This is a genomic window from Bacillus sp. HSf4 (genome assembly GCF_029537375.1).
Lineage (GTDB): Bacteria > Bacillota > Bacilli > Bacillales > Bacillaceae > Bacillus > Bacillus sonorensis_A.
This window is the reverse complement of sequence record NZ_CP120679.1, coordinates 2068488-2088279: the sequence shown is the minus strand read 5'-3', so window position 1 is coordinate 2088279 and position 19792 is coordinate 2068488. Positions and strand designations below refer to the sequence as shown.

The window sequence follows — 19792 nt, the reverse complement described above, 5'->3', positions numbered from 1 at the left end:
TGCTGCGCAGCAGAGGCTTTTTTTGTTCAGTTGCAGCACTCATCGCTGAAGTCCGAGGGATCCTTTCATATTTTTGCGATGGTTTTCCATAAATGGATATTCTATAATTGTGATAGTCATCCATATTATTAAAGAGAAAAGAGTGCTGAAAATGAGAATATGGTATTTTATTTTATCAGCAGGTATTTTATCAGCTATCATCGCTTTAGCTTACGATAAGACAGGAGCGAAAGAAGCGGAACCGGCAAACTGCTTATATGTTTCTCCAGATGGAAATGATCAAAATGAAGGCACGAAAGAAAAGCCGTTTCGTACATTGGCACATGCCGCAAAAGAGGCTGTCCCCGGCACAACCGTCATGATTCGGGAAGGCACATATCATGAAACACTTGATGTGAAGCACAGCGGGACGGACGAAAACCCCGTCACATTCCGAAACTATGAGAATGAAAAAGTCGTGATCAGCGGAGAAGCAGTTACAGACGCAGAATATGAAACACCGCTCGTTCATATTCATGATAAACATAACATTACAATCAGCGGGTTCACGATTCAGGATCTGTCTGTATCATCTGAAGAAGCAACCGCCATGGGAATTTATGTATCAGGCTCCAGCAGTCATATAACCATGAAGAACAATCATATTCGGGATATAAAGACAACAGCAGATGACGGAAATGCCCACGGAATTGCCGTCTATGGCTCGGGCAGCATGAAAGACATTAAGATCGAAGACAATACGGTTGAAAAGCTGACACTCGGAGCGAGTGAAGCGGTCGTGCTGAACGGAAACATTGACGGTTTCACGATCAGCGGCAATGTCGTCCGTGACAATAACAACATCGGAATTGATCTGATCGGTTATGAAGGAACGGCCGATCAAAACGATTTTGTGCGCAACGGTGTCGTAGAAAACAATACAGTTTATCATAACTCGACTTACGGAAATCCCGCATATGGAGATGATTACTCAGCGGGCGGAATCTATGTCGATGGAGGACAAAGGATTGACATTAAGAAAAACATCGTCTACGAAAACGATATCGGCATTGAAGCAACGTCTGAACATAGAGGGAAATATGCTGACGATGTTCAAATAACCGACAACACAGTGTATGAGAACGCGTATACCGGTATTTCAATCGGCGGATACGACAACAAGCGGGGAGGCACCAGCAACTCCGTCATTGCGCACAATATTATGTACCGTAATGATACAAAGGGTCTCTATGGCGGACAGCTTTTGCTGCAATATGATACAAAAAATAACAACATCGAAAAAAACATCATGACAGCAAGTGATTCGCGAATATTTATTGCAAACGATTTTACGAAGAATGACGAAAATATAGTGAACCATAACGTGTACCATAAGGAAGCCGGTAAAGATGGCTTATGGATTTGGAAAAAGAATGAATACGACTCGTTTTCATCATATCAAAAGGCAACAAATCAAGATCAAGAATCGATTTATGCCGATCCGATGTATCGTGATGAGAAGTCTTATGACTTTACATTGGATCCAGATTCACCTGCTTGGTCAGTCATGAAGTAAAGCGCAATAATTGAATTGCTGAATCCCCCTTTATGGGGGCTTTTTTATTTATGGATAACATTGAATTCACCGGCAGCTGCCTGGTGTTTGTTTTTTAGTCATGATGTATTGACAAATCGGAAGGGAAATTTTATTATATCTATAAATGATATATCAATAATTGATATAATAAATGGGGTGACCACTTGCCTAAGCAGCGTCCGCAAGAAATGGATCAGTTCACCGATCCAGCGTATTACATCGTTTTAACATTACTGGAACCAAAACACGGATATTCCATTATGAAGGAAATAGAGGAGATGACCGACCATTCCTTTATCATCGGTCCGGCTACACTATACACCCTGTTGAAGAAATTACTTCAAGAAGAGATGATTGAACTTGTAAACAATGAAAACCCGCGCCGCAAAGTGTATCGAACAACCTTGCACGGCCGAGAACTGCTAAAGAAAGAAATTCAACGCAGAAGAGTGATGGCTGAACACGGGGAGCTCGCTTTTCAACAATTGAAAGGGGATTAACATGATACAAAAAAAATATATTATGTCCGAAGGCTTGGCTTTTTCAGAGGAAAAAGATATAAAGAAACTCAAATATATGGCCAGCAAAGGCTGGCTGCTCGACTCATTTGCATTTATGGGCTATAAACTTAAAAAAGCCAAGCCGCAAAATGTAACATACAGCATTGACTATCAGGATATTGATGATGACAGCTTTGAGGAATATACAGAAACGTTTGAAGCCGGAGGGTGGACACATGTATGCTCTTCTCATGGAATGCATATCTTCGCTGCAGAGCCCGGGACTGCTCCGATATATACAGATCGATCAACCCTGATTGAAAAGTATAAGAGAAGCGAAACTTCTGTTCGACATGTCACTATTGTCTTGATTTGCTTAACTCTCTTAGCAACAATCCTTCATTACATAACAGGCATATCAAAGTGGGTGCCTTTGACATGCTTCCTCGTGACCTTGCCGTCTGTCCTGACGTTAGCTGCAGCGAAAGGAAGGGTGCTTGGAATATGGGGAAAATCAGTGTGACAATTAGATGATGATGCAGTAACGGAGCCGCTCGAACAATGGTAGCGGGAAATGAAGAAAGAACCTGGTCAAACTATCCAGGTTCTTTTTAGATTGCATAAAAACATACGTGATGATATAATCAGATGATGTGCGTTTCTGATTATATGTTATAGATATCCCATTTTATATTTTAATTGTATCACGTCGCAAAGCTCATGTCAAATTTTTTTTAGAAGGAGAGATGCAGAATGAGTTCTTTGGTTCTCGGTTTTCACGAAATGGAAAAAACACAGCTTTTACTCGTTGGGGGAAAAGGGTTAAATTTAGGGGAATTATCAAAAATTCAAGGACTACAAGTACCAGAAGGATTTTGTGTCACAACAGCGGGATATCAAAAAGCGGTCGAACAAAACGAAACGTTCCAAGCGTTGGTGGATCAATTAACAATGCTCAAAGCGGAAGATCGAGATCAAATTGGTGAAATCAGCAGGAAGATTCGACGACTCATTATGGAAACAGAAATCCCAGCCGATGTGGTGAAAGCAGTTGCCCACTATCTCTCCCAATTTGGCGATGAACATGCTTATGCCGTGCGTTCCAGTGCAACGGCTGAAGATTTACCACATGCCTCTTTTGCCGGTCAACAAGACACCTATTTAAATATCATCGGAAAAGAAGCCATCTTGCAGCATATCAGCAAATGTTGGGCTTCCCTATTTACAGATCGCGCAATCATCTATCGTATGCAAAATGGATTTGACCACAGTCAAGTTTATTTATCTGTTATCGTTCAAAGGATGGTTTTCCCACAGGCATCAGGAGTCTTATTTACCGCTGACCCGATAACTTCCAACCGTAAGCTGCTGTCGATTGATGCCTGTTTTGGACTCGGAGAAGCGCTGGTCTCCGGCTTGGTATCTTCCGATGGTTATAAAGTACAGGAAGGAGAAATCACGGGTAAGCGGATAGCAACCAAAAAATTGGCGATCTATGGACGAAAAGAAGGCGGAACAGAAACACGGCAGATCGCTCCTGATCAACAAAAGACGCAAATACTGACTGATGAACAAATTTTACAACTGGCACGCATCGGAAGACAGATCGAAGCTCATTTCGGCCAGCCGCAAGATATCGAATGGTGTTTGGTCCACGATACATTTTATATTGTCCAGAGTCGGCCAATAACGACTTTATATCCCATCCCTGAAGCGAGCGATCAAGACAATCACGTCTATATCTCTGTCGGTCATCAACAAATGATGACGGATCCCATAAAACCACTGGGATTGTCTTTTTTTCTGCTGACGACTTCTGCACCCATGCGTAAAGCTGGTGGAAGGTTATTTGTTGATGTTACACATCATCTGGCATCACCTGACAGCAGACAATTTTTATTAAATAGCATGGGACAACACGATCCGCTCTTAAAAGACGCACTTACGACCATAATTGAGCGACGAGATTTCATTAAGTCGATACCAAATGATAACACAACACCGAATCCCAGCAGAAGCAATGCAGATATGCCGGCTCCAGCTGAAAACGATCCGACAATCGTTTCTGATTTGATGAAGAGCAGTCAAACATCGATAGAAGAGTTAAAACAAAACATCCAAACGAAATCAGGGTCGGATTTATTTAGTTTTATTCTGGAAGATATCCAGGAATTAAAGAAGATTTTATTTCACCCAAAAAGTTCGGTTGTGATTCAAGCTGCTATGAATGCTTCATCATGGATTAACGAAAAAATGAACGAGTGGTTAGGTGAAAAAAACGCAGCAGATACGCTTTCTCAATCTGTACCCCATAATATTACTTCAGAAATGGGTCTTGCGCTGCTGGACGTCGCAGATGTGATACGTCCTTATCCAGAAGTAATTGCTTATTTACAGCATGTAAAAGATGATCACTTTTTGGATGAGCTGGTTCAGTTTGAAGGTGGACAGGAAATCCAAGACGCTATCTCCGCTTATCTCAACAAATACGGAATGCGATGTGCCGGAGAAATTGATATCACTAGAACTCGATGGAGCGAAAAACCAACTACACTTGTCCCTATGATTCTTAATCATGTCAAAAACTTTGAGCCTAATGCCAGCCATCGGAAATTTGAGCAAGGACGGCAGGAAGCTTTGAAGAAAGAACAAGAATTATTAGATCGGTTGAAGCAATTGCCGGATGGTGAACAAAAAGCCAAAGAAACAAAACGAATGATCGACCTCATCCGGAATTTCAGCGGGTATCGGGAATATCCAAAATACGGCATGGTGAATCGCTACTTCGTTTATAAGCAGGCTTTGCTGAAAGAAGCCGAACAACTTGTAGAAGTAGGCGCTATTCATGAAAAAGAAGATATATACTATCTCACTTTTGAAGAACTTCACGAAGTCGTACGCACAAAAAAATTAGATGACCAGCTCATCAGCAAACGAAAAGACGAGTACAAATTATATGAAAAACTAACTCCGCCGCGTGTAATCACGTCTGATGGCGAAATCATTACAGGCGAGTACAAACGAGAACATCTCCCGTCCGGAGCGATTGCAGGTCTGCCTGTTTCCTCCGGAGTGATAGAGGGGCGAGCCCGTGTCATTTTAAACATGGAAGATGCTGATCTGGAAGCTGGAGATATATTAGTCACCTCTTTTACCGATCCTAGCTGGACACCATTGTTTGTATCCATAAAAGGCCTGGTCACCGAAGTCGGCGGATTGATGACCCATGGAGCCGTTATCGCCCGCGAATATGGGTTACCGGCAGTAGTCGGAGTAGAGAATGCCACCCAGCTGATAAAGGATGGGCAACGAATTCGCGTTCATGGAACAGAAGGGTATATCGAAATATTGTAATGGCTGTCTATTGCAGCTAAGGAAAACGAGAGTAAAAAATTCACTTTACTCGCAGGAATCCTGCTTGAAAAAAAGCTCAGACATTTTCAAACGATATTTCTCCCCGAAAGCCTAGATTTGAAATTGTCGAAAACTTTCTTTGTCGTTATTAGTGTTAAGAACCATCTAATTCGTTTCCATATTATTTATGGAGTTTTTTAATTTTTGGATAAACAACTCTGTCACTAAAAATGACAGAATTATATATCCATGATGTACGATTGACAGAATTTTATGTACATGATGATCGGTAACGCCGTATTACCTAAAATTTGAGATTCACGGTCATTAAGCCCGCAGAGATCATACACCGAATAATCTTTTTTCAAATTATATTTTTGGTGGAGTAAGGGAGGTAATTAGATGGTTCATCTTGAAATTGTAAGTTATGCCAGAACAACACGCCGCAAATGAAGTTTTGACCAAAGGGATTATCTACTGAAGGGACTAAATTTGGAGGGAATAGAAAATGGATGTAAAGACACTTTTGTCACAGCAATGGGCAAGCTGCTTAGATGAAGAAGACTGGTTTCCACCACTTGAAAAAGTGCTAGAGGATATCACTTTTGAACAGGCAATTTGGAAACCAGCTGATGGGGCAATGAATTCCATTTGGGAATTAGTTTGTCATTTACTTTTCTATGAAAAGAGATTTCTGATGCGGTTTATTGGTGAAACAGCGAATGAACCACAGGCAGAAAATAATGAATCTACATTTCGATTACCAACTGAGACGTTAGAAAATTGGAAGGAAACAAAACAAGAATACTTTTATGTTCATCGTGAACTTGGAAAAATACTAGCAAAATCAGAACATGAAGATTTGTATAGACAGATCCCAGGAGAAGATAATTCATTAGTGCTTGAACTGAAGAGTTTAGCAATGCACGACGCATATCATATTGGGCAAATTGTATTCCTTAGTAAAATGCAAGGAGCTTGGGCAGCGAAACGCAGCTTTTAAAAAAGCTTCATTAGCTTTACAGTTATTCAATTATAAGGCGCGAGTGTTGAGCAACATGGGTAGAAAATGATCAAACTTTTTTATAAAAACCAAACTTAAATCTGCTAAAGAAGAATCCATTTTGATCAATCTTTTTTCAAAATGGATTCTTCTTATTTATCGTAAAACAAGGACCTATGAGGGATTTTTGCTCAAACTTTATTTCAAAGCTACAAAAAGAGCTCACCCAGAGCACTATACCAGAGCACTATAATAGAAGAGCCGCAGCCACCCGGCTGGTCGATACGAAGTCGGAGCAGGAAGAGCTCGCCAACAAAAGCTACTCTTTGAGAGTAGCTTTTTTATTTATTGGAAGATACCCTTTGTGACTCAACTTCTATCTGTCAACAGTCAGTTTAATCAAGTTTTATTTTTTAAATTCTGCTTATTAATAGCTTAAATTCTATAAAATTATATTTACAAACTGACCTTGGTCAGTTAAAGTCAATGCGTGAGAAGAAAAATAAAAACAGTGAGTGAGAGGTAGCCATGGAATTGAATGTAGAAAAAATACATACTGCAAAAATGTGGTCATTGTCATTTGTTTTTGTGACGCTTGCAAATGCTTTCTTGTTTATGGTATTTGAAATGTTATTGCCGACTTTGCCTTTGTTTGTGACGGCTATTGGAGGAGGGGCAAAACAAGTCGGCTATGTCACGGGTATTTTTATGATCTCTGCAATTGCTGTTCGTCCTTTTGCAGGGGCAATGGCTTTAAGGTTCAATAAAAAATATTTGCTCATTTTAGGAATTGTGATCAGCGCTTTCTCAACAGGAGCCTATTACCTGGCGCCTGATGTCAGCGTTTTATTATTGATTCGCTTAATACATGGGGCCGGGTTTGGATTGGCGACGACCTATTTTGCGACAATCGCAGCCGAAATTATCCCTAAAGAGCGAAGAGGGGAAGGAATCGGATATTTTGGAGTAGGTGAGACAATTGCAGTTTCCGTTGGACCGATGATCGGTATCGCGGCTCTGGAGCTTTATGATTTTCAAAGGCTTTTTTTAGGCGGGATGTCCGTTCTTTTGCTGGCGGTACTTATGGCTGTTTTCGTGCGCAGACAGCCGGAAACAACTGGCACTGGCGGAAAGGGAACTGTAAAGTTAAAAGTATTGGAAAAACGTGTACTGTTTCCGTCAATTCTTATTTTATTCGTTGGTATTGCTGCATCTGGAATTATGTCTTTCTTTTCGCTCTATGCAATTGAAAAGGGGTTTCATAGTGTCGGGATGTTTTTCTTTTTGATTGCAGGAGCCAGTTTTTTTATACGGCTCATTTCCGGCAGAACATTTGACCGATACGGAGCTGCCGCCATCCTTATTCCCGCCTCGCTATTTTCAATAGCAGGGCTGTCAATATTATATTTCGCACAAACAAATGCAATGTTTTTTACAGCGGCTATATGCTACGGTTTTGGATTCGGCTCAATTTTTCCCGCCATCCAAACATGGTGTATAAACCTTGTGGAAGAGCATGAACATGAGGATGCAATGGGAACGTTCTTTAACTTTTTCGATATGGGAATTGGCGGAGGCTCCTTATTATTAGGTTTGGTTGCAACGGTTTATTCCTATCGTGAGATCTATATTGCCGCTATTTTCATGTACCTGCTGTTTGTTTTATTATATATTTTATATATCTTCTTGAAGAGAAAAACAGCCTAAAAATGGAGGGGAGGACGCTATATTGACCAGAGAGAATATAAAGCGTACAGCGGTTCGCCAATTTAATGAATTGGGCTATGAGGGAGTCAAAATGTCGCATATTGCAAAAGAGTTGGGAATCAGAAAACAATCTCTCGCTTATCATTTTTCATCAAAAAAAGAATTGCTGATGGAAATATACCCCGAGATTGTTGGAGAGGAAATTTCATTTATCAATGAATACTTCGATTCCCGAAAACATACATCCGCAAAGAGTCAAATATATGACTTTTTAAAAGAAAACCAAGTCCGTTTTCATGCATTGCCAAATGTAGCTTTTTTGCAGGCAATGTCCTTTAAAGCACCTGCTGAAGTAAGTGATTTTATTTCAGCCCAATACCTTTTATATTTGCATACTTTAAAAGAACGGATAGCGAATGTTTTCAAGGAATCGGATGTGAACTGTCCGCCGGAGAAGTGCGCGATAGGATTTATTACGCTTTATGACGGGCTTAACATTCAACTGGTGTACGAAAACAAACAATCATTTGAACGGTCTTTAGAGATCTCATTTGATATTTTTTGGCGCGGACTGTTGTAGGTGCATCTGTTACTGGAATCATGGTCAAAGGTATTCATTTATGGAGAAATTCTTGAACTTGAAGATGTACAGAGATGATCCAAAGCGACGGTAAGTTCAAATTTGATTATGAGGACTTATCTGTAGCCAACGACCATATAAGGAAAATCATTTGGAAATATAAAAATTTAGGACTCCAACCAGAATAACGTTTGCCCCCTATGGTATTGAGTAGGGGGTTTTGTTACAGCTAAATTAAATGATGATTCTGTTTCTTAGTTTACATAATATATATTCTCGGAAGTTATTGAATTTAATGAGATTATGTCTCAATACCAAAGTATACTTATGTTAGTGAGACAGAATGAAAAATTTAGCGATAAACCGTATAAAAAGCAATTTCTTTTCCCCATTTATATATGTTCTTTTCAAGCGTCATGCCGATTCGTTCGGCAACTTTTCTGGACGGCAGATTTTTCGCATCAGGCAAAGAAACGATCTTTTTCAGGTTAAGTGACTCAAATCCGTAGCATTTGCATGCTGCGGCAGCTTCGGTTGCATAGCCGTTGCCCCACACGGGCCTTTTAAATAAATAGCCGATTTCCATTTCGCTTGCTCCTTCAACTTCCTGAGGAACGATTCCGCATTGGCCTAAAAATTCGCCTGTTTGTTTATGTTCTGCGATCCATAGGCCGACTCCGTGATTTTCATAGTTTCCCAGCGTCCAGTCGATCCATTGTAATGTCTGTTTTTCATTTTTTGTTGACGGATAATATTCCATCGCTTTCGGATCTGCAAAGATTTCAAGCAGGTTGTCGGCATCATCAATGGCCATTTTCCGCAAAATGAGCCGTTCTGTACGTAAGACAATTTGTGTCATGAGTCTCCTCTCCTTTATCCAAATTTATCTAGTAAGTTCATGATAAACCGTTTCTAATTCTTCCATTGTGATGTCCCCGTATGCGCATTTAATGACGGCATCGGCAAATTCATCGTAGTCATCATCTGTTGAAAAGCCTTGCTGCAGTTTTTTGGTATAAAGCTTGATTTGCTCTTGGCGTTTTTCAATATCTTGATCTTTGCCTGTGTAGTCTGGTCCATTGATGATGTCGCGGTTTTCCTTCACAAGCATCATATAATGCTGCAATGTTTCATCCATGCATCCACCTCCTTTCATGTTTTCAAAAAAATTCCTCATGCTTTATATTATAATATACATGAAAACGGACACCAAGTACCGGTGTCCGTCAAGAATGCCGTTATTTAGGTTCAGTGCCCCAAATCAGCTTTCCGTTTTCATATAATGTGATCTTTTTTGTATCTTTAAACGTGTTTGAATTTAAGAATGAATAGTCGCCGCTTTGCGCATAATTGCTCCAATCATCGTTGTGGAGGCGAATCTGGATTTCCCCGGTGCTTGCTCCTGGAGACAGTGTACCGTTTGTAAAGCCAAGTTCGAGGTATGTGTCTGCTCCTTTTACAGATTTGTTCAATTTCACGAATTTGTGCTTGATGCTGCTGCAGCCGATCTGTGCGTAGTCGCAGTCGTAATTTTGTCCTTTGTTGTTCGCTTTATACCAGTAGCGGACGGTCAAATTTTTGAGCGACACCGTTTTTTTGCTGTTGTTTTTAATATTGAGCTGCGGACGGATCTGATTTCCGTTCACATTGCCGTCCCCCGCTCTGTACTGTACAGCGATTGCATTTTTCTCGGTGCTGCTGCCTTGATCTGTTTGGTCACGGTCTGAATTTTTCTGATCAGAACCTTTTGAGCCTGAATCAGAATCGGTATCTTCAGATGAATTGTCTGGATTGCTTGTGCTGCGGATGTTTTCCCTTACAAATTTTCCGGATTCGGATAAATCAGACATTGACCAGCCTCCGGTTTTAGATGCGCCCGGATTTAAAGCGGCTGACGACTCCTGTTTATCCGACAGATTCCAGTTGACCCAGCTGATCTTCTTGCTGTCCAAGAATTTTAGCCATTCGCGTGACTGGTCAAGATATACCCCGCCATTGCCGGAAGCATCGCTTGTTCCCCATTCGGTTACAAAAATCGGCGCTCCTTTGCTCAGCGCATAGTTTGCTTTATCCCGCAGCGATTGACCGTGCGTACCTGCGTAAAAATGGAGCGCATACATGACATTGTCGTCTTTCAGCTGGTTGTCTGCCGCATCGTTGACATCCTGGCTCCAAGTACCTGTCCCGACGATGACGATGTTATTGGGATCATTTTTGCGAATGACCGAAATCACGTCTTCCGCGTAAGGTTTGATGTCGCTGTTCCAGTTCACACCGCCGTTCGGCTCGTTTGCGATTTCATAAATGACATTTGGTGTATTGCCGTAAAGACTAGACATTTCTTTGAAAAATTCTTTTGCTTTCGCTTTGTTTTGGTTCGGATTGCCATCGCTTAAAATATGCCAGTCGATGATGACATATATTCCAAGCTCTTTTGCCGCTTCAACGGCTTCTTTCACTTTATTTTTAACAGACGGATTATCAATATATCCTCCCTCTGCCGTGTACATTGCCGCGCGGAACACATTGATGCCCCAGTCGTCTCTCAGCCATTTTAACGTATCTTTGTTGACATAATCGCCGTACCACTGCAGACCATGGGAGCTGATGCCTTTCAGCTGCACCGCTTTTCCATTTTGGTTGACGAGTTGTGTCCCTTTCAGCTTAAGCTGGCCGTTGACAGAAACAGGCGTTTTCGCTGCTGCTGATGCCGCTGGAACAAATGCACCGCTGATGACAAGCGCCGCCATCATGAAGCATGTGACAAAAACAGAAACAGAACGTTTGATTGATGACATTCTTTTTCCTCCATTTGATTTAGAATATGCTTTTTCTGCGAGCGTTTCTCACCTCTCTTCTCACTTTAAGCACGAACTGATTGTAAAAAACCTCTGGATGGATTGTCTATCAACCATATTTCTTGTTTTTGAATCCTTAAAAATCTATCTATTTCCTCTTTTCGTATTTATTGGGAGGCCGTAATGCTAGAAAACGGCATTCATCACTGCTAACCTTCAGGACTTTACACATCCTTTATCTATTAATTCCCAATTATAAGAATCAGAATAATAAAAATGTTTGGTTTCAAAAAAAACTATTCGGGAGAAAAGCGCTATAAAAAGATCAAACCATCGCCGCATGTCTCAAAAAATAAACCCTCCTCTTCTAAGCCCTGAAAGAAAAGGAAAGTTTACTTTTTGAAATCGGATAAAAAACCGACCAGTTTTGTGCCGACACCTACAAACGTTTCAAGAATCGCCTGTGCCCCGGCTACCGACAAAATCAAAATGAACGGAATGCTCGCTTTCGGCATCAGCATATAGCCGATTCCGATGATGATGGCGCACCAAATGCCGGCGCACCAATAGCAATTCAACAAATAGCCGAAGTTTGATTTCGGCACCTTTTTTGTGTCGACATGCCCCTGTTCATCGATCGTTTTCTTTTTCTTCATAAACGGTTTCCGGATGAACTCCGTGATTTTATCGAAGACAATCAAATGGGTCAGTCGGTAGCTGGCAAGGATCAGCATGATATACGTTAGCCAGGATATATCCTCCATCTTGGGCCTCCAAATCCGTAAGTTATCTATAGCTATTCCCGAATCCTCCCCGCTTCTATCCCGATTTTTTGAAAATGTGATATACATCACGATTTTCTCCTGGAAAACACGTTACATTGAACCTGTAACATCAATCTAGCTCCAGGAGGTTTTTTACGATGGACACAGTATTTGACCAAAACACCAAAACCGGCGAGATTGTCACCCGTTTTCCAAGAGCGAGCCGGATTCTGAAGGAATACCGCATCGATTTTTGCTGCGGAGGAAACCGCCCGATTGCAGAAGCGATTCAGGAACAAAACCTAAATGAAGAAGAGATCTTAACGAAAATCAACACCTTATACGAAGAGACAAAAGCTCTCAATGAACAAGAAACGAACTGGAGCGAAGCCCCTTATTCCCGGCTGATTGACTACGTGGTCCAGACCCATCATGCCTATCTGTACGACGTGCTGCCTGAGTTGTCGGGATTTGTTACAAAGGTATACCGCGTTCATGGGATCCATCATCCTGAGCTCGGCCGGGTTCATCAATTGTTCCATCAGCTGAAAGCTGAATTGGAGCACCATTTGATCCAGGAAGAAGAACAGATTTTCCCGAAAATCACCGCTTTCGAAGAGACAAACGATAAAGCCTATTTAACCGAGGCCGTCGAAGCGATCGACACCCTGGAACAAGAGCATGCATCATGCGGCAACATTTTAAAGGAACTGCGGAAAGTGACCAGCGACTATACACTTCCTGAAGGCGCGTGCACCACATACACACTGACTTACTTAAAGCTCGATGAATTGGAAACAGACCTTTTTCAGCACATTCATTTAGAAAATAACATTTTATTCCCTCGTTTAGCGGCCGAAGCCAAACGATAAGAAAAAAGACAGGGCATCCTGTCTTTTTTTCATTCTCTATACACGTGAAAAAGGACAGAGGATTTGATGATCCTCTGTCCTTTCTTTTTAATCCTCTGAGGCAATGTCTTTAACCGGCAGTTCTTCTCCTTCCCCATGTGTTGGTTTGCGGAGATGAAACAATGCTTTGACGCTGAAAACGACGAGCAGGACAATCCCGATTAAAAAGATGGTGTCGGGAACAGCCCGCCATGTCAATAGCCCCTGCACGGCATCCTGCTGCAAAAATGCGGACGCCCGTGAGCTCCAATAGCCGTCGCTAAATGCTTTTTTCAATTGGAGGAAACCGACGGGAAGCAGGCTGATAAAGACCATGCCGAACAGGCCAATGTTAAGCGTCCAGCAGGCGATTTTCAGCCATTTATCATTCCAGCGCTCAGGCTTGACGATATTGCGCAATGTGTACAGCCATACGGCAATCGCGAACATGCCGTAAACCCCCATCATCGCTCCGTGTCCATGGGCCGGTGTTAAAAACTGGCCGTGCTCAAAATAGCTGACGGCGGGCAGGTTGATCAAAAAGCCCAATACCCCCGCACCGACAAGATTCCAAATCGCGGTTGAAATCAAAAACCAGAATGTCGCTTTATACGGGAAGTGATGTCCTCCATCCCGCATCATTTTATATTGTTCATACGCTTCCAAAACAAGCAGGGTCAGCGGGATCACTTCCAGGCATGAGAAGACAGACCCGAGACCGATCCATACTTCTGATGATCCATTGTAATAGTAATGATGGCCGATGCCGATCACACCGCTGCCGAGCAGAAGTATCAGCTGAAAATAGAGCGCTCTTACGGTTGACTTTTTCGTCACCAAATTCATCTGCACCAACAAAAAGCCGATAACGACGACGGCGAAGACTTCAAAAATCCCTTCCACCCATAAATGGATGATCCACCAGCGCCAAAAATCGGACATGGTGATGCTTGTGCCCGGGTTGAACATAAAGGCGGCGCCGTAAAACAGCGGAATGGCGATGGCCGAATAAAACAGCAAATGAATCAAGCCGCCTTTATCAGATTCTCTTTTTAAACCGCGCTTAATGCCCCTGAAAACGATAAACAGCCAGATCAGCATGCCGAGCGCAAGAATGATCTGCCAAAAACGGCCGAGCTCGATATACTCCATTCCTTGATGGCCGAATAAGAACCAATTGTTCCCTAGATAGCCTTTTGCTCCGAGCCATTCACCGGCCATGCTTCCGCCGACAAGAACAATCAGCGCCCAAAACAGAATGTCGACAAACAAGCCTTGCCGCTTCGGCTCCCGGCCGCCGACAAGCGGAGCCACAAAAATGCCCATGCCAAGCCATGATGTCGCAATCCAAAAGATCGCCAGCTGCAGGTGGAATCCCTTTGATATGTTGAAAGGTAAAAGCTCTCTGATCCAATCGATGCCAAAGAAGCTGTCCGGCTCGATATAATAGTGGGCAAGTAATGCGCCGAGCATCGCCTGAACAAAAAACAGCACGGAAACGACGGCGAAATATTTCCCGGTTTTAACCTGTGACGCCGTAAGCGGCTGCTTTTCCAAATCAAAAACCGGAAACGCCCCTTCCTGATAAGCTTCCTTCATCCCAAGCTTATAACGGTAAAACACGAATAAAATGATGCCGATAAATAAAATGAGAATCGTGACGCTGGCGCCGCTCCACCAAACCGCGGCGAAAGACATCGTATTGCCGGCCTCTTCATCATACGGCCAGTTGTTCGTATACGTTATGTCATCGCCGGGCCTTAACGTGCTGGACAGCCATGCCGTCCAAAAGATAAAATCGGAAACCTGTGTGATCTGGTCCTCACTGTCGATCCATGCTCTAGCATGACTCGGCATATGGCTTTCCTTGATCAGCCCGGGCTCAAGCCCCCAGCCGTCGCCTTCTGTGAACACTTTACGGTAATGGGCGCGGACCTGCTCTAAACCATAGACTTGCGCCTCTGTCAGCTGCAGCTTGTCGGAAGCTGAATCATAGCGGTTTTTTCTCATTTCGCGAATGACTTGATCACGGATCACGTTTTGTTTTTCTTCAGACAGCTGTTTAAAGCTCTTTCCGTACCGCTTCTCCGCCTTAAAATTCTGCATCCCTTCCGTATAGATTTTCAGCGCTTCTGCTGTATAATCAGGCCCCATGTATGATCCGTGCCCTAAAATCGTTCCGTAATCCATCAGCGCATATTTTTGAAAAACGGCCTGCCCGCCTTTGATGGACGATTTTGTCATCAGCACCTCTCCGTTTGGGGCTGATGTTTCAAGCGGTCTTGGCGCAAGGGTCTTGAATATCCAATAGCCCCCTAATAACAGCACCGAAAAACTCACAATCAGCGTAAACACGAGAACAGATTTCAAAAAGCCGTTCTTTGCCGTCTTCTTCTCGGGTACCGTCTCCCTTTGAATTTCCATGATGGTTCACTCCTTTCTCAATTTGCATGTCCTAAGATACTGGATATTGAGAGTACCGGTTGTGAACCAGATCACTTAAAAGATGGCAGATTTGTGAATTCAAAAAATCAGGCTCCCCTTATCAAAGGAAAGCCTGATGGTGCGGTGCGGCAAAGGCATACAACTAGAGCCTTTTCAGCCAATCTGAATCATGTATCAGAATCCCGCTTCTGTCGGCGGACAGCAGCTTTTTCTTTTTCATTTCATTCAATGTGCGGTTGATCGTTTCCCTTGATGTTCCGACCATATTGGCAAAATCCTGATTGGTGATCGGCAAATTGATATAGACGTCTTTTCCTTTTCGCACCCCGTGTTCAGCCGCTAACTTCTCTAAGGCGTGCATCAGCCGGTGCTGCACATCTTTGGAAATAAATCCTTGAATGCGTTCCTGCAGGTCAAGGATTTTTTTGCCCATCAGGTTCATAACCTTTATCGTCATCTCCGGATATGTCATGAGCAGATGATTAAAATCGTCAATCCGGATCACGATTAATTCGGTTTCCTGAACCGCTTCAGCCGTTGCCGGGTATGGGGAGCGGTCAAAAAAACCGACGTGCGGGAACATCTCTCCGCTTTGCAGAAGGGAAATGACTTGCTCATTGCCGTCTTCATCAATCTTATACGCTTTCACTAGCCCCGATTTGATGAAAAAAACGGCCTCCCGCTCTTCCCCTTCCATGAAAACAAACATTCTCGGCTGATATTTGCGCTTTGATGCGATCTGTTCAATCTGTTTGAACTCTTCGTCATTCAAATCGCTGAAAATCAGGAACTGCTTCAAAAATTCCATCGCAAACTCAATCCCTTCAAATGACTGCCTTTAAGCCCCCTGTCAAAGGCGCCTTTCCAGTGCAAAAAGCTCCTCTTCTATCGCCGCCGCTTTTTCTTCCACGACCTTGCGGCTGTCTTTTAACGCCTGATTGTAAAAGTAAGGACCAAGCTTTTCCTTGATAAATTCAAACGTCTGAATCGCCGCAATATCTCCGACGTCTTCTCCCCTCTCTTCAAGGTAAAAACGTTTGATCTCATTCATCATCGCCTGTTTTTCTTCCTGTGTCAGCTGTAAAAACACGCCTAGCACTCCTTTTTCTTTTCATGATAAACGAAAATGTTCATCAATGAACGACCTATTTTTGTGATTTTCTCATTTCTTTTGCCTGACCGCCTATTCAACACCATCTTATCATCTTGAACGTGTGATGTTGTTCACATTGTTTTTGAAAGACATTTTGTAAGATAAAAACATGCCAATGAAATATTTCATTTTTCTCTTTGAAAGGAGTATTCCCTAATGGTAAAACGTCAAAAAATGCAATTGCCGCTGCAGTCAATTAGTTTGGTGGCAGGATTTATGGTTTGGGTGTTGATTTCTTCCCTCATGCCTCACATTAAACAAGATATCGCTCTGACTGAAAGCCAAATCTCCCTCGTTACCGCGATCCCGGTCATCCTTGGATCCCTGCTCCGGGTTCCGCTTGGGTACTACACAAACAAATTTGGAGCAAGAATGACGTTTATGATCAGTTTTTTGCTGCTTCTATTCCCGATCTTTTGGATCAGCACTGCAGATTCTTTGTCCGATTTAATCATCGGCGGTTTTTTCCTTGGGATCAGCGGAGCGGTCTTCTCTATCGGTGTGACATCGCTGCCGAAGTATTATCCTAAAGAAAAACACGGTTTTGTAAACGGCATCTATGGTGCCGGAAACATCGGAACGGCGATTACCACATTTTCCGCTCCCGTGATCGCCAAAGCGATAGGATGGTCGAATACGGTCCGGATGTTTCTGATTTTAGTCGCCGCATTTGCCTTGCTGAACTTTTTATTTGGAGATCCAAAAGAAAAGCGGATCACCGTTTCTGTCAAGGATCAAATGAAGGCCGTCTACCGCAATCAAAAGCTTTGGTTTTTAAGCTTGTTTTACTTTATCACATTCGGTTCCTTTGTAGCTTTCACCGTCTATCTGCCGAACTTTCTTGTCAACAACTTCGGACTGGATCCCGTCGATTCGGGAATTAGAACCGCCGGCTTCATCGCCGTCGCCACTTTTCTCAGACCTGTCGGCGGCTGGCTTGCGGATAAGTTCAATCCGCTGAAACTCTTAATGTATGTATTCGCAGGATGCACATTATCAGGTGTTTTACTGGCCTTTTCTCCAGACCTGACGCTTTACGGTTTCGGTGTTTTGACCGTTGCCGTATGCGCGGGAATCGGCAATGGTGTCGTCTTTAAATTGGTCCCGTTCTACTTTCCGACAAACCAGGCGGGAATTGTCAATGGCATCGTCTCAGCGATGGGCGGTTTAGGAGGCTTTTTCCCGCCGCTCATCCTATCGAGCGTTTTTCAGGCGACAGGCCAGTATGCGATCGGCTTCATGGCGCTGTCTGAAGCGGCGCTTGCCAGCTTTGTGATTGTGGCATGGATGTACTTTCAGGACATGAGAAATTCGGCATCGAAAACAAACACAAACAATATATAAAAGCCGGAATATGAAGAACCTGAGACTATTGGTCTCAGGTTTTTTCAGGACTTTAGATTCACGTTCACAAGATTGTTATTTTTAAAAGGCTGAACGGGCTCAAGTTAACGTTACAATAGAACTGCAAAAGGGGTGACACTCAATGAACATGTCTATTCGAAAATCCGACACAGATTTGCTCTCAGCCGATCTGTATCATTTATTGGAATCGATCAGTACGAAAAGAAAAATCCGGCAGGATACATTCCTTTTTCAAGAAGGCATGGATGCTGAAGAACTGTATCTCATTCAGTCAGGACTCGTCCAAATCGGTAAATTAACGTCTGACGGAAAAGAACTGACACTGAGAATGTGCAAAAAAAATGATATTGTCGGGGAGCTGACGCTTTTTTCTGATGAAGCGAAATATATGCTGAGCGCTAAAGTCCTCTTGGATGGAGAAGTATTGGTCATCAATAAAGAAAAGCTCGAAAAAGAACTGATTCAAAATGGTGCCTTAACCTTTGAATTCATGAAATGGATGAGCACTCATTTGCGAAAAATCCAATCCAAAATCCGCGACCTTCTTCTCAATGGCAAGAAAGGCGCGCTGTACTCCACCTTGATCCGCCTTGCGAACAGCTACGGCATCACGCGAAGCGACGGCATTCTCATCAACATCGTGCTGACAAATCAGGAGCTGGCGAAATTTTGTGCGGCCGCTAGAGAAAGCATCAACCGCATGCTGAGCGATCTTAGGAAAACCGGTGTCATTTCAATTGAAGATTCCGGAAAAATCGTCATCCACCAGCTCAACCATTTAAAGCGTGAAATCGACTGTGAAAACTGCCCTCTCGAAATATGTAACATCGACTAAAAACAGAGAATAAACAAGGACAGAGCAACGAATTGTCCTTGTTTTTATATTCTCAGCAAAAAGACGCTGACCACTGTCAAAAACACGCAGGCATTCACCAATTCAAAGATCCCGATTTTCTTCACCGACAGTTTCCGCCCGTAAAAAAGCCAAGCTCTGATGCTGCTCGGAATCAATCCGACAACAGCCCACCCGGCTCCAAACCCCAACGACAAAATCGGCAGGACCGTATGATAGCCCCAAGAATACCATTTAAACCGCTTGTTTTTCTTTTCGCGGATCATCGATTTGACGTAAAAGGCGCTGCCGGTGAAAAACAGGATCGATTGAATGAAAATGAACCATGCCCAGCCGTCCAGCATCCCGGCACCGATCCAATAGCTTGCTACTCCTCCCGCGCTGAACACGCCGATCGCCGCGATATCGTTCAACAGCGCCCTGTCGTTGTTTGTTTTCGCATAATAAAGATTGATGAGAAACAGCGGAAACAGAGAGACTCCCAAGAGCACGAGTCCCGGTTCCATCCATACGGCAATAACCAGAAACGAGACGGCCGGAATGCTGTAGACCCACGCCCATTTTTGATAATAAGCAGTTTTCTTCTTTTTCACCATCATCGTCACAGGAAAAGCAGCCAGGTACAAAAACAGCCAACCGATAAACAGCGGTACATGCCGGCCATCCGCTCCGCCGCCAACCACACCGAGAATAAAAGGAACCGCAAGCATCGCCCAGGCGCCGTGCTGCTTCGGTATCAACACTTTCATCAGACATCCTCCCTTCTATTCCATTATAAAAAGTTTCACTCTATCACAAAGTGAC

At 43.1% G+C, this 19792-nt stretch carries 19 protein-coding genes; 11 read left to right on the top strand and 8 right to left on the bottom strand.

Features of this window, described 5'->3' with window-relative positions:
* Window positions 1-151: 151 nt before the first annotated feature.
* The 8 genes from P3X63_RS10705 (at window position 152) to P3X63_RS10670 (ending at window position 8908) form a co-directional block, all read left to right on the top strand.
* Window positions 152-1555 carry a right-handed parallel beta-helix repeat-containing protein gene (locus P3X63_RS10705; RefSeq protein ID WP_277692835.1) on the top strand — a complete coding sequence of 468 codons (1404 nt, stop codon included), beginning with the start codon at window positions 152-154 and terminating at the stop codon, window positions 1553-1555.
* Between the two features lie 185 nt (window positions 1556-1740).
* The gene (locus tag P3X63_RS10700; RefSeq protein WP_277692834.1) at window positions 1741-2076 is read left to right on the top strand and encodes a PadR family transcriptional regulator; all 336 of its coding nucleotides are present in this window, start codon (window positions 1741-1743) and stop codon (window positions 2074-2076) included.
* Window position 2077: 1 nt separating this feature from the next.
* Complete coding sequence (locus P3X63_RS10695) at window positions 2078-2599, top strand: DUF2812 domain-containing protein (RefSeq protein ID WP_277692833.1); 522 nt, start codon at window positions 2078-2080, stop codon at window positions 2597-2599.
* A gap of 230 nt (window positions 2600-2829) precedes the next feature.
* Window positions 2830-5430: a phosphoenolpyruvate synthase gene (gene ppsA, locus P3X63_RS10690; RefSeq protein ID WP_277692832.1), complete on the top strand. Its 2601-nt coding sequence runs from the start codon at window positions 2830-2832 to the stop codon at window positions 5428-5430.
* Window positions 5431-5938: 508 nt separating this feature from the next.
* Window positions 5939-6433 carry a DinB family protein gene (locus P3X63_RS10685; RefSeq protein WP_026587283.1) on the top strand — a complete coding sequence of 165 codons (495 nt, stop codon included), beginning with the start codon at window positions 5939-5941 and terminating at the stop codon, window positions 6431-6433.
* 528 nt (window positions 6434-6961) lie between these two features.
* On the top strand, window positions 6962-8140 hold the full coding sequence (locus tag P3X63_RS10680; protein ID WP_277692831.1) for an MFS transporter: 1179 nt from the start codon (window positions 6962-6964) through the stop codon (window positions 8138-8140).
* A gap of 22 nt (window positions 8141-8162) precedes the next feature.
* Window positions 8163-8720: a TetR/AcrR family transcriptional regulator gene (locus P3X63_RS10675; RefSeq protein ID WP_277692830.1), complete on the top strand. Its 558-nt coding sequence runs from the start codon at window positions 8163-8165 to the stop codon at window positions 8718-8720.
* A gap of 74 nt (window positions 8721-8794) precedes the next feature.
* On the top strand, window positions 8795-8908 hold the full coding sequence (locus P3X63_RS10670) for an immunity protein YezG family protein (protein WP_277692829.1): 114 nt from the start codon (window positions 8795-8797) through the stop codon (window positions 8906-8908).
* Window positions 8909-9072: 164 nt separating this feature from the next.
* Here P3X63_RS10670 and P3X63_RS10665 read toward each other — a convergent pair whose 3' ends face one another.
* The 4 genes from P3X63_RS10665 to P3X63_RS10650 all read right to left on the bottom strand — a co-directional run bounded on the left by P3X63_RS10665 (window position 9073) and on the right by P3X63_RS10650 (window position 12282).
* A complete protein-coding gene (locus P3X63_RS10665; RefSeq protein WP_026587280.1) occupies window positions 9073-9579 on the bottom strand; it encodes a GNAT family N-acetyltransferase in 507 nt (168 codons plus the stop codon).
* Between the two features lie 24 nt (window positions 9580-9603).
* Window positions 9604-9858, bottom strand: a complete 255-nt coding sequence (locus tag P3X63_RS10660; protein WP_026587279.1) for a YnfE family protein — start codon at window positions 9856-9858, stop codon at window positions 9604-9606.
* Window positions 9859-9958: 100 nt separating this feature from the next.
* Window positions 9959-11509, bottom strand: a complete 1551-nt coding sequence (locus P3X63_RS10655) for a cellulase family glycosylhydrolase (RefSeq protein ID WP_026587278.1) — start codon at window positions 11507-11509, stop codon at window positions 9959-9961.
* 401 nt (window positions 11510-11910) lie between these two features.
* Window positions 11911-12282: a DUF1360 domain-containing protein gene (locus P3X63_RS10650; protein ID WP_026587277.1), complete on the bottom strand. Its 372-nt coding sequence runs from the start codon at window positions 12280-12282 to the stop codon at window positions 11911-11913.
* 158 nt (window positions 12283-12440) lie between these two features.
* On the opposite strand from P3X63_RS10650, the gene ric reads away from it, so the two are divergent.
* Window positions 12441-13154: an iron-sulfur cluster repair di-iron protein gene (ric, locus tag P3X63_RS10645; RefSeq protein ID WP_026587276.1), complete on the top strand. Its 714-nt coding sequence runs from the start codon at window positions 12441-12443 to the stop codon at window positions 13152-13154.
* Window positions 13155-13241: 87 nt separating this feature from the next.
* On the opposite strand, the gene P3X63_RS10640 is transcribed toward ric, so the two are convergent.
* The 3 genes from P3X63_RS10640 to P3X63_RS10630 form a co-directional block, all read right to left on the bottom strand.
* Complete coding sequence (locus P3X63_RS10640) at window positions 13242-15596, bottom strand: nitric-oxide reductase large subunit (RefSeq protein ID WP_026587275.1); 2355 nt, start codon at window positions 15594-15596, stop codon at window positions 13242-13244.
* Window positions 15597-15759: 163 nt separating this feature from the next.
* Window positions 15760-16425, bottom strand: coding sequence for a Crp/Fnr family transcriptional regulator (locus tag P3X63_RS10635; protein ID WP_026587274.1), 666 nt, complete (start codon window positions 16423-16425; stop codon window positions 15760-15762).
* 42 nt (window positions 16426-16467) lie between these two features.
* Window positions 16468-16707, bottom strand: a complete 240-nt coding sequence (locus tag P3X63_RS10630; protein WP_026587273.1) for a DUF2164 domain-containing protein — start codon at window positions 16705-16707, stop codon at window positions 16468-16470.
* Window positions 16708-16926: 219 nt separating this feature from the next.
* On the opposite strand from P3X63_RS10630, the gene P3X63_RS10625 reads away from it, so the two are divergent.
* Entirely contained in the window at window positions 16927-18114 is a 1188-nt protein-coding gene (locus P3X63_RS10625) for a nitrate/nitrite transporter (RefSeq protein WP_026587272.1), read from the top strand.
* Window positions 18115-18256: 142 nt separating this feature from the next.
* Entirely contained in the window at window positions 18257-18970 is a 714-nt protein-coding gene (locus P3X63_RS10620; RefSeq protein ID WP_077736703.1) for a fumarate/nitrate reduction transcriptional regulator Fnr, read from the top strand.
* A 44-nt stretch (window positions 18971-19014) separates the two neighbouring features.
* Here the strand turns inward: P3X63_RS10620 and P3X63_RS10615 are convergent, their stop codons facing one another.
* Window positions 19015-19737 (bottom strand): YwiC-like family protein, encoded by a 723-nt coding sequence (locus P3X63_RS10615; RefSeq protein ID WP_277692828.1) that lies wholly within the window; start codon window positions 19735-19737, stop codon window positions 19015-19017.
* Window positions 19738-19792: the final 55 nt, after the last annotated feature.